At 71.8% G+C, this 13,054-nt stretch carries 10 protein-coding genes and 2 pseudogenes; 7 read left to right on the top strand and 5 right to left on the bottom strand.

The features are described from left to right. The first annotated feature begins 107 nt into the window (after positions 1 to 107). From ACWC24_RS24115 to ACWC24_RS24100, 4 genes are read left to right on the top strand one after another with little or no spacing between them, the layout of a single operon-like run. Entirely contained in the window at positions 108 to 851 is a 744-nt protein-coding gene (locus ACWC24_RS24115) for an amino acid ABC transporter ATP-binding protein (protein WP_450664931.1), read from the top strand. A gap of 16 nt (positions 852 to 867) precedes the next feature. Beyond that, the gene (locus tag ACWC24_RS24110; RefSeq protein WP_450664930.1) at positions 868 to 1,785 is read left to right on the top strand and encodes a glutamate ABC transporter substrate-binding protein; all 918 of its coding nucleotides are present in this window, start codon (positions 868 to 870) and stop codon (positions 1,783 to 1,785) included. Further along, on the top strand, positions 1,782 to 2,426 hold the full coding sequence (locus ACWC24_RS24105; protein ID WP_450664929.1) for an amino acid ABC transporter permease: 645 nt from the start codon (positions 1,782 to 1,784) through the stop codon (positions 2,424 to 2,426). Before ACWC24_RS24110 ends, ACWC24_RS24105 begins: the two co-directional genes overlap by 4 nt. Next, positions 2,423 to 3,313, top strand: a complete 891-nt coding sequence (locus tag ACWC24_RS24100; RefSeq protein WP_450664928.1) for an amino acid ABC transporter permease — start codon at positions 2,423 to 2,425, stop codon at positions 3,311 to 3,313. Before ACWC24_RS24105 ends, ACWC24_RS24100 begins: the two co-directional genes overlap by 4 nt. Positions 3,314 to 3,358: 45 nt before the next feature. Here the strand turns inward: ACWC24_RS24100 and ACWC24_RS24095 are convergent, their stop codons facing one another. Further along, positions 3,359 to 4,978, bottom strand: a complete 1,620-nt coding sequence (locus ACWC24_RS24095) for a CocE/NonD family hydrolase (RefSeq protein WP_450664927.1) — start codon at positions 4,976 to 4,978, stop codon at positions 3,359 to 3,361. 115 nt (positions 4,979 to 5,093) lie between these two features. Next, on the bottom strand, positions 5,094 to 5,894 hold the full coding sequence (locus tag ACWC24_RS24090; protein WP_450664926.1) for a hypothetical protein: 801 nt from the start codon (positions 5,892 to 5,894) through the stop codon (positions 5,094 to 5,096). Positions 5,895 to 6,050: 156 nt separating this feature from the next. Here ACWC24_RS24090 and ggt point away from each other — a divergent pair, with 156 nt between their 5' ends. Beyond that, complete coding sequence (gene ggt / locus ACWC24_RS24085; protein ID WP_450664925.1) at positions 6,051 to 7,886, top strand: gamma-glutamyltransferase; 1,836 nt, start codon at positions 6,051 to 6,053, stop codon at positions 7,884 to 7,886. Between the two features lie 36 nt (positions 7,887 to 7,922). Here ggt and ACWC24_RS24080 read toward each other — a convergent pair whose 3' ends face one another. From ACWC24_RS24080 to map, 3 genes are all read right to left on the bottom strand, one after another. Next, on the bottom strand, positions 7,923 to 10,475 hold the full coding sequence (locus tag ACWC24_RS24080; RefSeq protein ID WP_450664924.1) for an ATP-dependent Clp protease ATP-binding subunit: 2,553 nt from the start codon (positions 10,473 to 10,475) through the stop codon (positions 7,923 to 7,925). 130 nt (positions 10,476 to 10,605) lie between these two features. Then, positions 10,606 to 10,758 carry a hypothetical protein gene (locus ACWC24_RS24075; RefSeq protein WP_450664923.1) on the bottom strand — a complete coding sequence of 51 codons (153 nt, stop codon included), beginning with the start codon at positions 10,756 to 10,758 and terminating at the stop codon, positions 10,606 to 10,608. 203 nt (positions 10,759 to 10,961) lie between these two features. Then, a complete protein-coding gene (gene map, locus ACWC24_RS24070; RefSeq protein ID WP_450664922.1) occupies positions 10,962 to 11,729 on the bottom strand; it encodes a type I methionyl aminopeptidase in 768 nt (255 codons plus the stop codon). 32 nt (positions 11,730 to 11,761) lie between these two features. Between map and ACWC24_RS24065 the strand changes: the two are divergent. Then, positions 11,762 to 12,004, top strand: a pseudogene (locus ACWC24_RS24065) (helix-turn-helix domain-containing protein); the annotation flags it as partial. Positions 12,005 to 12,219: 215 nt separating this feature from the next. Continuing rightward, positions 12,220 to 13,054 (top strand): annotated as a pseudogene (locus ACWC24_RS24060) (hypothetical protein); the annotation flags it as partial.

Here is a 13,054-nt window from a genome sequence, read left to right as displayed (position 1 = left end):
CCTTAAATACGGCTTATTCCGGAAAAGTGCGTGTCGTGCCCGGACTTGATCGTCGTCTGGATAGTTTGCGGCGACCACGACACGGCTGAGGGTGAGTACCGGTGGGCATGGCTGTCGATCCGTTGATCGAGCTGCACGGCGTCAACAAGCACTTCGGGGAGCTGCACGTTCTGCGGGACATCGACCTCACCGTCGGCAAGGGGGAAGTGGTCGTCGTCATCGGCCCGTCCGGGTCGGGCAAGTCGACCCTGTGCCGGGCGATCAACCGGCTGGAGACGGTCGAGTCCGGGACGATCAGGCTGGACGGCAGGCCGCTGCCCGAGGAGGGCAGGGCACTCGCCCGGCTGCGCGCCGACGTCGGCATGGTCTTCCAGTCCTTCAACCTCTTCGCCCACAAGACCGTCCTGCAGAACGTCTCCCTGGCGCAGATCAAGGTCCGCAAGCACGGCCGGGAGGCGGCCGACCGACGCTCGCTCGAACTCCTCGACCGCGTCGGCCTCGCCGCCCAGGCGCCCAAGTACCCCGCCCAGCTCTCCGGCGGCCAGCAGCAGCGGGTGGCCATCGCCCGAGCTCTGGCCATGGCGCCCAAGGCCCTGCTGTTCGACGAGCCGACCTCGGCCCTCGACCCCGAGATGATCAACGAGGTGCTGGAGGTCATGCGGCAGCTCGCCCGGGACGGCATGACCATGGTCGTGGTCACCCACGAGATGGGCTTCGCCCGCTCGGCCGCCAACCGTGTGGTGTTCATGGCCGACGGCCGCATCGTCGAGGACCGCCCCCCGGAGGAGTTCTTCACCGCCCCGCGCACCGAGCGCGCCAAGGACTTCCTGTCCAAGATCCTCAAGCACTGAGCGGGGAGCGCGTCGCATGTTCCGCACCACCCGTGTGTCCACCGTCCTGGCCGCGCTGACGGCCCTCCTCCTCGCCGCCGCCTGCGGCAAGGAGGGCAGCCCGCCGGGCAAGGGGCCCGCGCCCGAGAAGCTCCCGCACTACGCGGTGGCGGAGAACTTCGAGCTGCCCGGCTCCCCGACCTGGACCAGGGCGAGAAAGCGCGGGTACCTGGTCGTCGGCGTCAAGGAGGACCAGCCGTACCTCGGCGAGCGGGACCCGGCGACCGGCGCCTACGCCGGCTTCGACATCGAGATCGCGAAGATGACGGCCGCGTCCCTCGGCTTCGACCCCGGCACGATCCGCTTCAGGACGATCGCCTCCGCGAACCGCGAGACCGCTCTCCAGAACGGCCAGATCGACTACTACGTCGGCACCTACACCATCAACGACAACCGCAAGAAGCTCGTCGGCTTCGCCGGGCCCTACTACCTGGCCGGGCAGTCGCTGCTGGTGCGCGCCGACGACAAGGACATCCATGGCCCGCAGGACCTGGACGGCAAGCGCGTCTGCTCGGCGGCCGGTTCGACCCCGTACCAGCGCATCAAGGAGGACTATCCGAAGGCGGTCCTCGTCGCCTACGACACCTACTCCGTCTGCGTCGACAACCTGCTCACCTACCAGGTCGACGCCGTCACCACCGACGACGCGATCCTCATCGGCTACGCGGCGAAGGCCCCCGGTGAACTCAAGGTGGTCGGCCGGCCCTTCTCCGAGGAGCCCTACGGCATCGGCGTCCCGCACGGCGACAACGCCCTGCGCCTCGCCCTCGACGACGCGCTGGAGGCCCGTGAGAGGAACGGCGACTGGAAGAAGGCGTACGAGGCCACGCTCGGCCTGTCCGGAGTGCCCGCGCCGACCCCGCCCCCGATCGACCGCTACCAGGCCGGTACATGAACGTTCTGATCGACAACTTCTCCCTCTACGCCGAGGGGTTCCTCGGCACCCTCGAACTCACCGTCTACTCCTCGGTGCTGGCCCTGTTCCTCGGCTTCCTCATGGCCTCCTTCCGGGTCGCGCCGGTGCGTTCGCTGCGGGTCTTCGGCACCGTGTGGGTGACCGTGCTGCGCAACACCCCGCTGACCCTGCTGTTCTTCGCGGTGCTGCTGGGACTGCCCCGGTTCGGAGTCGTCCTGCCCTTCGAGGTGTTCGCCGTGCTCGCCCTCGGCTGCTACACCTCGGCGTTCATCTGCGAGGTACTGAGATCCGGGATCAACACCGTGCCCACGGGCCAGGGCGAGGCGGCCCGCAGCCTCGGGATGACCTTCGGGCAGACCCTGAACCTGGTCGTGCTGCCGCAGGCGTTCCGCTCGGTGATCCCCCCGGTCGGCTCCACCCTCATCGCGCTCGCCAAGAACTCCGCGATCGCGGGCGCGTTCAGCGTCACCGAACTGCTCGGCACGTACAAGACCCTCGGCGAGCTCGGCTACGACGTCGTCTGGACGTTCGTCTGGATCGCCGTCGGCTACCTGATCATCACGTTCGCCATCAGCGCGCTCTTCAACGCGCTGGAGAAGAAGTGGGGAGTCGCCCGTTGACACCTGTCAACGCCACCGCCACCGCCCTCTACGACGTACCGGGACCCCGGACCCGGCGGCGGCACCGGATCTACTCGGCCGTGGCCGCCGCCGTCATCCTCGGCCTGCTGGCCTGGATCCTCTACCTCCTCTTCGACACCGAGCAGTTCACGTACACGAAGTGGATGCCCTTCGCCTACAAGGGGATCCAGGAACTGCTGCTGCGCGGTCTCGGCAACACGCTCAAGGCCTTCGCCCTGGCGGCCGTCCTGTCGCTGGCCCTCGGCGGGGTGCTGGCGGCCGGGCGGCTGTCGGACCACCGGTCGCTGCGCGTGCTCGCCACGGTCGTCGTGGAGTTCTTCCGGGCGATGCCCGTACTGGTGATGATCTTCTTCATCTTCGTGGCCCTGCGGGCGCAGCCGCTGACCGCCCTGGTGGCCGGACTGACGCTCTACAACGGCTCGGTGCTCGCCGAGGTGTTCCGTTCGGGCGTCGGCGCCGTGGAACGCGGGCAGCGGGAGGCCGCGTTCGCGCTCGGCATACGCAAGACGCAGGTCATGGTCCACGTCCTGGTGCCCCAGGCCGTGCGGGCCATGCTGCCTGCGATCATCAGCCAGTTGGTGGTGGCGCTGAAGGACACCTCCCTCGGCTACCTCATCACCTACGAGGAGTTTCTCCATGCCGGGAAACTCATCGCCTCGAACCTCGACTACGATTTGCCGTTCATCCCGGTGGTGATGGTGATCTCGCCGATCTACATCGGAATGTGCATGCTGCTCTCCTGGTTCGCCGGCCGGGTGTCCCGGTGGGAGCGGCGCAGTCCCAAGACGCGGGCCGTGGAGCTGACCACGGCCGACCCCGGGACGCTGCTGCCGGGTGGGGAACCCCCCATGGCTCCTCGACCGTAGGGGCGGCAGCGCGCAGAGCCATACCCGCCCGGCCGCGGCCGGAGATCACTGCTCGCGCAGCGGCACCGTCACGTACGACGGGTCGTCCGCAGGCGAGGAGAAGGTCAGTTGCGCGCCGGACGGGTTGTGCTCGATGTAGAGCGGGTCGACCGTGTCGACGACCAGGGCGAGCCGGTGTCCCGCCGGGACGTCGTAGGCCGTGGAGAACAGGTCCAGGTCGAGACCGAACGGCTCGCCCGGGGTGCGCCCGTGGAAGGTGTAGGGCGCGTTGCTGACCAGCCTGCCCAGGCCGAGCGGCCCCACGTCGTACAGGTAGGCGACGAGGGTGCCGCTCTCCCTGGTCGGGGTGACCGTGGTGTGCAGTCGGGCGGTGCCGCGCACCCGTTGGGCGGTGGGGTACCTCTCCGACTGCCAGACGGCGGCCCAACGTCGGGGCAGCAGCGGGATCGAGGCCATCGGGGGGACCCGGGCGACCTGGTCGAACAGGCTCGACAGCAGGACGATCCCGCCGTCCGCCCCGGAGTCGACGTTCGTGTGGATCGTGGTGGTGCCGGACAGACCGAACTTGCGGGTGGCGGCGCCCACCGACTTCCAGTCCGGATAGCCCTCGTAGCCGCCGGTGGAGCGGGACTTGAGCTCGACCGGCTGTTCGCGGTCGATGCCGTTGTCGACGCCCTTGAGGTAGTGGTCGAACCAGCGCCCGGCGTCGGTCCACACGTCGTTGGGCAGGCCGAAAAGACCGGTGAGTTCGGCGGTGGCGTGGTCGCCCGGGCGGAACTCCAGCCGCTTGGGCCCGGTCAGCTTCTCGTAGAAGTCGGCGTACTGGTTGGCCGGGAAGATGGTGTCGCCCCAGGCGTTGGCGAGCATGACGGCCGGGCCGTTGGCGTTGAGCCGGTCCAGGTAGGTGGCGGGCGAGCGCTGCCTGCCCCAGGCGAGGAGGGCCTGTTCGCGGGCCAGGTTCGAGGAGTAGAAGTCGTCGAAGACCTGCCGGGCCTCGGCGCTCTCGCGGCCGGTGACCGCTCCGGCGACGTCCAGCAGGGCGGTGGCCTGGACGTGCTGGGTGCGGCCCGAGTAGATCGAGTCGATCAGGTCGGCCCAGCCGCTCAGCGCGGTGACGGCCTTGATCCGCGGGTCGTGCGCGGCGGCGAGCAGGCTGATGCCGGCGCCGTAGGAGACGCCCGCCATGCCGATGTGCCCGGCGTCGGCCGGGGTGTGGGCGAGGGCCCAGTCGATCACCCGGGACGCGTCGGCGGTGTCGGAGGGCCCGGCCACCTCTATCTCGCCGCCGGACTGCCAGAAGCCGCGCACGTTGTAGGTGAGCACGACGTAGCCGGAGTCGGCGAGTCTGCGGGCCTGGGCGAGGTACTCGACCTGGGGCAGGCCCCAGCTCGTGGGCAGCACGATCAGCGGGTAGCGGCGGGTGCTGTCGGAGCCCGCGGGGGTGACGACGTTCGCCTTCAGGACGATGCCGCCGTCGCCTGTGATGTCGACGAAGCGGACGCGGCCGTCGGCCGCCTGCGCGGCGGGGGCGAGACCGAGGACGCCGCCGGCGATCAGGGTCGCCGAGAGGGCGCCCGCGGTGATCGTACGCAGGGGCGTGCGCGGGCGACCGCCCGGCGACCGCCGCCACCCTGCTCGTAAGCGCTCCGCGCCCGTTCGGCCCATGGGTCACTCCTCACGCGCGACACAGCAAAGTGACCCGACGGTAACCGTGTTTCCTTACTGGAGGTAACCCGTCGGTAAGTTACGCGTGAGTAAAGATTTTTGGCGCGAGGTCGACTCAGGAGGCGCGGGGCGTGGTCCTGGGGGACCTCGTGCGCGGCTTGGGCTCCGGCTTGGGCTCGTCGGCGGGGTCCGGGGCGGGCGGCGGGGTCTGGGCGGCACGGGTCACGTCGGCGACGAGTTCGACGACGTCGGGGCCGTACGCCTGGGAGTTGACCACCCGCAGCAGCAGGGCGAAGGAGGCGCCGCCGTGCTTGCGGGCCAGCCGCTCGTGGTTGCGCGCCAGGTAGCGGGCCGCGGCCTGGTTGGTGATCGCGCGCTGGCCGCAGAAGAGGAACACCGGGCGCGCCTCCCGGCGTTGGCCCGCGGTGAGCCGCGCGAGCAGCACGTACTCGCTCTTGCCCGAATCCAGCAGGTACTTCTCCTCGCCTATCCGGAACGCTCCGCGCTCGGGACCGGGCCCGGCGTCGACGTCCACCCGCACCCCCGGCAGCAGCGAGTTCAGATGGGCGGCCATCCGGCGGTTGGAGGCGGGACCGCCCACGCAGAACTCGGTGCGCTCACCGAACCCCTGCTGGGCCGCGTCGTGCGCGACGATCTGGGCGTTGGCGTTGCAGTCCTTGATGAGCGCGGCCAGTTCGAGCAGCGCGAACACGTCGTGGCGCAGCACGGTCAGCTCCGGGCCGCCCGCCTCGCGGTTGACCACGAGCAACGACTCGGAGTTGTCGGGCAGTCCGAAGAAGGCCTGCTTGCGCCGCAGCCTTCGCTTCCAGAGCTGGGTACGGGTCAGCCACCCGAGGGCGACGCCGAGGCCGGCCGCCGCCACGCCGGGGACGATGAGGAGCAGGTCGTCTGTCATGTGCGCGCATGCTAGCGGGCCCGCCGACGGCCCGAACGGTTGGTGCGTACCGGTGTTCGATGCGTACCGTTCGCGCCGGAGCAGCCGAAATGAGACTGTTGAGGCCGGGACAATTGTGGCTACGCTACGCGAACGGTCCACTCGCTGGAGGTGCGGATGCGTCGCCTTGTCACGCGGAAACTGGCGGTCCTCGCGGTCTCGGCCGCCGTGGTGTCGGTGGGCGCGGCGGCACCGCCCGCCACCGGGGGCACCACGACGGCCGAGAACCCGCCGGCCACCGGGAGCGTCACGGCGGCCAAGGTCCCGGTAGCCACCGGCTACGGCGGCGCCGTGGCCAGCGTCGACGCGGACGCCTCGGCCGCCGGTATCGCGGTGCTGAAGAAGGGCGGCAACGCGGTCGACGCGGCCGTCGCCACCGCGGCCGCACTCGGCGTCACCGAGCCCTACTCCTCCGGCATCGGCGGAGGCGGTTACTTCGTCTACTACGACGCCAAGTCACGCACCGTGCACACCGTCGACGGCCGCGAGACCGCGCCGCTGAGCGCCGACTCCGGCCTCTTCACCGAGAACGGCAAACCTCTCGCCTTCGCCGACGCCGTCACCAGCGGACTGAGCGTCGGCACCCCCGGCACACCCGCCACCTGGGCGACGGCACTGGACAAGTGGGGGACCAGAAAGCTCGGCACGGTCCTCGAACCCGCCGAACGCCTCGCCCGCGACGGCTTCACCGTCGACGACACCTTCCGCAGCCAGACCGCGGGCAACGAGACCCGGTTCCGCTACTTCCCCGACACCGCACGGCTGTTCCTGCCCGGCGGCAAGCTGCCCGTGGTCGGCTCGACGTTCAAGAACCCCGACCTGGCCCGCACCTACGAGGAGTTGGGCCGCAAGGGCGTCGACGCGCTCTACCGCGGCGACCTCGGCGAGGACGTCCTGAACACCGTCGACAAGCCGCCCGTGGACCCCGGTTCCGGCTGGAACGCCCGGCCCGGCCGCCTCTCGGCCAAGGACCTCGCCGTCTACCGCGCCAAACTCCAGGCACCCACCAGGACTTCGTACCGCGGGCTCGACGTCTACTCCATCGCGCCCTCCTCCTCCGGCGGTACCACGGTCGGCGAGGCCCTCAACATCCTGGAGCGCACCGACCTGTCCAGGGCGAGCGAGGTCCAGTACCTGCACCACCTCATCGAGGCGAGCCGGATCGCGTTCGCCGACCGCGGGCGCTGGGTCGGCGACCCCGCCTTCGAGGACGTACCGACGAAGGAACTGCTCTCGCAGCGCTACGCCGACTCGCGCGCGTGCCTCATCAAGGACACCGCCGTCCTCACCAGCCCGCTGGCACCCGGCGACCCGCGCCACCCGGCGGCCTGCGCCGGCCCCGGCACCGCGGCCCCGACGACGTACGAGGGCGAGAACACCACGCATCTCACGGTCGCCGACAAGTGGGGCAACGTCGTCGCCTACACCCTCACCATCGAGCAGACCGGCGGCAGCGGCATCACCGTCCCCGGCCGGGGCTTCCTGCTCAACAACGAACTGACGGACTTCTCCTTCGCCCCCGCCAACCCGGCCGTGCACGACCCGAACCTGCCGGGTCCGGGCAAGCGACCGCGCTCCTCGATCTCCCCGACGATCGTGCTCGACCGGCACAACAGGCCTGTCGTGGCGCTCGGTTCACCCGGTGGGGCGTCCATCATCACCACCGTGCTGCAGACCCTCACCGAGTTCGTCGACCGCGGCCTGCCCCTCGTCGACGCGATCGCCGCCCCGCGCGCCAGTCAGCGCAACGCCGCCCAGACCGAACTCGAACCCGGGCTCTACGACAGTGCGTTGAGGACCCGGCTGGAGGACATCGGGCACAGCTTCAAGCTCAACCCGGAGATCGGCGCCGCGACCGGCGTCCAACGCCTGCCGAACGGCGAATGGCGGGCCGCCGCCGAGACCGTACGGCGCGGCGGCGGCTCGGCGATGGTGGTGTACCCGGCGCGCTAGCCCTGCCGTCTCGACCCGCCCCGGCGCCCTGGCCGTTCAGGACGTGGGGGCGGGTGGCATGTCGTCGGTGCGGAACGTGAGCCGGCCGTCCGCCTCGTCCACCGTCACCTCGCTGCCCTGCGCGATCCGGCCGTCCAGGAGCAGCCGGGACAGCTGGTTGTCGACCTCCCGCTGGATGGTGCGGCGCAGTGGCCGCGCGCCGTACTCGGGCTGGTAGCCGCGGCTCGCCAGCCAGTCGACGGCCGCGTCGGTGAACTCGATCTCCATGCCCTGCGCGTGCAGCAGCCGGCGGGTCTTCTCCAGCAGCAGATCGGTGATCTTCCGCAGCTGTTCGGTGGTGAGCTGCTGGAAGACGACGATCTCGTCGATCCGGTTGATGAACTCCGGCCGGAAGTGCTCACGCAGCGGCCGCAGGATCTGCTCGCGCCGCGCCTCCTCGTCGGCCCCGTCCCCGCCCGGCCCGAACCCGATGCCCGCGCCGCGCCGGACGATGGCCTCCGAGCCGAGGTTGCTCGTCATCACGATCACCGTGTTGGTGAAGTCGACCGTGCGGCCCTGGGAATCGGTGAGCCGGCCGTCGTCCAGCACCTGGAGCAGGATGTTGAAGACATCCGGGTGCGCCTTCTCGATCTCGTCCAGCAGCAGCAGCGAGTACGGGTGTCGGCGCACCACCTCGGTGAGCTGGCCCGCCTCCTCGTGCCCGACGTAGCCGGGCGGGGCGCCGACCAGCCGGCTGACCGTGTGCCGCTCCTGGTACTCGCTCATGTCGAGCCGGACCATCCGCTCCTCGCTGCCGAACAGCGCCTCGGCGAGCGCGCGGGCCAGCTCGGTCTTGCCCACCCCGGTCGGGCCGAGGAACAGGAAGCTGCCGATCGGCCGGTCGGGACTGGACAGTCCGGCGCGCGAGCGCATGACCGCCTCGGAGACCGCGGCGACCGCCTCCTCCTGGCCGATCACCCGCTGGTGCAGGTGCTTCTCCAGCCCGAGGAGGCGCTCCTTCTCCGCCTCGGTGAGCCGGCTGACCGGGATACCGGTCCGCCGGGACACCACCTCGGCGATGGCCTCGGCCGTCACCTCCAGGTCCTGCCCCTCGTCGGCCGTGTCCTCGCCGCTGCTCTCGGCGATCCGCTGCCGCAGCGCGCCGATCCGGTCCCGGATCTGGGTCGCCTGCTCGTACTGCTCGTCGGCGACCGCCTGGTCCTTGTCCCGGACGAGCTGCTCGAGTTCGCGCTCCATCGCCCGTACGTCGGTGCCCTTGGTGCGGGCGCCGAGCCGCACCCGGGCGCCGGCCTGGTCGATCAGGTCGATGGCCTTGTCGGGCAGCCTGCGGTCGGTGAGATAGCGGTCGGACAGCTCCACGGCCGCCACCAGCGCCTCGTCGGTGTAGCGGACCTGGTGGTGGGCCTCGTAACGGTCACGCAGTCCGCGCAGGATCTCGATCGCGTCCGGGACCGTCGGCTCCGGCACCATGATCGGCTGGAAGCGGCGGGCCAGCGCCGCGTCCTTCTCGATCCGCCGGTACTCCTCCAGCGTGGTGGCGCCCACGATGTGCAGCTCGCCGCGGGCCAGGGCCGGCTTGAGGATGTTTCCCGCGTCCATCGTGCCGCCCTCGGCGCCGCCGCCCGCGCCGACGACCGTGTGCAGCTCGTCGATGAAGACGATCAGTTCGTCGGAGTGTGCGCGGATCTCGTTGACGATGTTGTTCATCCGCTCCTCGAAGTCGCCGCGGAACCGGGTGCCGGCGACCACGCCGGTCAGGTCCAGGGCGACCACCCGACGGCCGGTGAGCCCTTCCGGCACGTCCCCCTCGGCGATCCGCTGCGCGAGCCCCTCCACGACCGCCGTCTTGCCGACGCCCGCGTCGCCGATGAGCACCGGATTGTTCTTGCCGCGCCGGGAGAGCACCTCGATGGTCTGCTCGATCTCGTCGTCCCGCCCGATCACCGGGTCGATCCGGCCCTCCCGGGCCAACCCGGTGAGATCACGCCCGTACTTGTCCAGGGTCGGGGTCGCGGTGGGCCGGGGGCGCTCGGGATGCAGCTGCTGCTGCGTCACGTCCTGCGCCTCGGGCGGCAGGCCGGTGGGGGCGAAGTGGGCCGAGTTCAGGATGTGCCCGGCGGCCGAGTCGGGGTTCGCCGCCAGTGCTCCGAGCACGTGTTCGGGGCCGATGTAGCCGGCGCCGCTGGAGCGGGCCAGCTCGTGCGCGTCCAGCAGGGCCCGTTTGACGGCCGGGGTCAGGGACAGCGAGGTGGGCGGCGGGGCCTGGCCCGCCTCGTGCTGCACCGGACCGGCGCGATGGTCGATCTCCGTCGCCAGGGAGTCGGGGTCGGCGCCGGAGCGGCTGAGCAGGCTCCGGGTGGGCTCGGCGGACAGCGCGGCCCGCAGCAGATGCTGGGTGTCCAGGTCCCGGCTGCCGTGCTCGGCGGCGTACTGGGCGGCGCCGCGCACCAGCTCCCGGGCCGGCTGACTCAGCAGCCGGCCGATGTCGATCTGCCGGGGACCGGAGCGCGGTCCGCTGAAGAAGCGTGCGAGGAAATCTCCGAAGGGGTCCGGGCCGTGTCCTTCCGGTCCCGTGAAGCCGCTGGTCATGGCGTTCCGTTCCGGCGTCCCGAGGGGATTTCCCGGTCCGCGCGGAAACCGGTGGACCCGGGGAAAGTACGCGGGACGCGCTCGCTGATCGACGTGCATGTCCGAACGCGGGTGCCCGGACTCGGCCGGTCTACGCCCGCGGCGCGTCCCTCACGTCCGCTGCCGCCGGGCGGCCCACCGCGGCGGCGGGCCAGGGGTACTCGATCCCGTCCGGCACCAGGTCACAGGCCGGCCGCAGCGGGCGCTCGGCCGTACGCACACAGCCCTGGTGCACGTAGAACACGATCGCACGATCGTTGCCCCGCAGCACCTCCAGGACGACGCACCGGCCGGGGGCCGCGGTCGGCTTGAGGCCGGGGCGCGGCGGAGGCGGCAGCCCGTGGTCCTGGAGGTGCGGTGTGCGCGGCAGGGGGACCCGGCCGCGCGTCGGCGGGGGAGCGGGGGCCGACGCGCCGGGGGCTCCCGCGGGTGGTCGGCGGGCGGCGGTCAGCGGGCGGTCAGGACGCGCGGGCCGGCCTCGGTGATCGCCACGGTGTGTTCGACGTGGGCCGCGCGGGAGCCGTCGTTGGTGCGCAGGGTCCAGCCGTCGGCGGCCGCGTGGTAGTCGTCCCTGCCGCTCGCCACCAGCATGGGCTCGATCGCCAGGACCATCCCGCGGCGCAGCGGGAGGCCGCGGCCGGGGCGGCCCTCGTTCGGGACGCCCGGGTCCTCGTGCATGCGGCGCCCGATGCCGTGGCCGCCGAAGCCGTCCGGGACGCCGTATCCGGCGGCGCGGCACACCGAGCCGATCGCGTGCGCGATGTCCCCGATGCGGTTGCCGACCACGGCCGCCTCTATGCCCGCGGCCAGCGCCCGCTCCGCGGTCGCGATCAGCCTCGTGTCCGCCGGGCGCGGCGTGCCCACGGTGAAGCTGACCGCGGAGTCGCCCACCCAGCCGCCGAGCTCGGCACCGAAGTCGACGGAGAGCAGGTCGCCGTCGCGCAGCCGGTAGCCGTCCGGGATGCCGTGCACGATCGCGTCGTTCACCGAGGCGCAGATCACGCCGGGGAACGGGGTGGGCGCGAAGGACGGCCGGTAGCCGAGGAAGGGCGAGGTCGCGCCCGCCTCGCGCAGCACCTCACGCGCCAGCGCGTCGAGTTCCAGCAGGGACACGCCCACGTCCGCCGCCTCCTGCACGGCCGTGAGTGCCCTGGCGACGACCTGACCGGCCTCGTGCATCGCGTCGATCGACGTATCGGTTTTCAACTCCACCATGCCAATTACTATACCGGTATTAGAATGGGGGCATGGTGCGTACCCCGCTGACCCCCGAAGAACGAGAACGCGGCGAGCGGCTCGGCAGACTGCTGCGCGAGGCCCGCGGCGACCGCAGCATGACGTCCGTGGCGGCGAGCGCGGGCATCTCCGCCGAGACCCTCCGCAAGATCGAGACCGGCCGCGCGCCGACCCCGGCCTTCTTCACGGTGGCCGCCCTGGCCCGCGCGCTCGGGCTGTCGATGGACGAACTGGTCGGGCGGTGCGCCCCGGCCGGTGCCCTGGGGGCCCTCGACGGACTCGACGGGGCCGGTGGGCTCGGCGCGCTCGACGTCTCGGGAGCCCTGGGGGCCTCGGGGGCCGGGGTCGCCGTCGGGGCGCGGGATCGTTGAGATCGCTGCGGCCACTCCGAAAACTCCCTGTAGCCGTCCCGTAACACTGGTCGTGTTTCCTGCCGGACGGAGTGTTCCGGTCTGGCAGGAGTTGGGCGATGGCGGTGGATCAACTCTCGGTCCGGGTACGGGAGTTCTCGACGTACCTGGACGGCCTGCTGGGCCGCCTGGACCAGGGCGGCGGCTGGTGCGCGGTCTTCTGGGAGCGCGACCCCGACGGTATGCGGGCCTGCCTCGAAGGGCGTGAAGTACCGCCCTGGGACGTCGTGGAGGCGCTGCTGCACGACCTGGCCGCCGCGTACGGACTTGCGGTCGCGGCGCCGGAGACCGAGCGGGCCCGCGCCCTGCACGCCGCCGCGCTCGCCGCGCACGACGCCCGGCCCGGCGGCCGGGCCGCACTCGGGGGCCGGCTCGACGAGATGCTCCGCGAGCAGCGGTACGCCGCCGAACGGCAGTCCGAACTCGGCCGGTTGCTGGACTCCGCCACCACCCGGGAGGAGGCCGAATCGGTCCGCCTCGACCTCGCCTGGGCCCGAGACGACCACGAACGCGCCTCCGCCCGCTGCGCCGAACTGCGCGCCCGCATGGCCGAGTCGGACCGGCGGGCACCGGGCGGCCAGGCACCCCGCGAGCCTGCCGGCCGGAAGTCCATGAACCCGGGCCGGAGCCCCGGCGGCACCTACGACGGCTTCGCCGCCGGACGCCCCGGGTACGTGCCCACCGCGCCCGAGCCCGCGCCTGCGGACGGTCCCTTCGCTCCGGCGCCCGCGCCTGCGGAGGGCTCCTGGGCTTCCCGGCCCGCGCTTGCGGACGGTCCCTTCGCCCGCGAATCCGGGCCCGCGCCTGCGGACGGTCCCTTCGCTCCGGCGCCCGCGCCTGCGGAGGGCTCCTGGGCTTCCCGGCCCGCGCTTGCGGACGGTCCCTTCGCCCGCG

It is taken from the genome of Streptomyces sp. NPDC001443 (genome assembly GCF_053597355.1).
The sequence above is the reverse complement of the archived record's forward strand: the minus strand, read 5'-3'. Positions and strand labels throughout refer to the sequence as shown.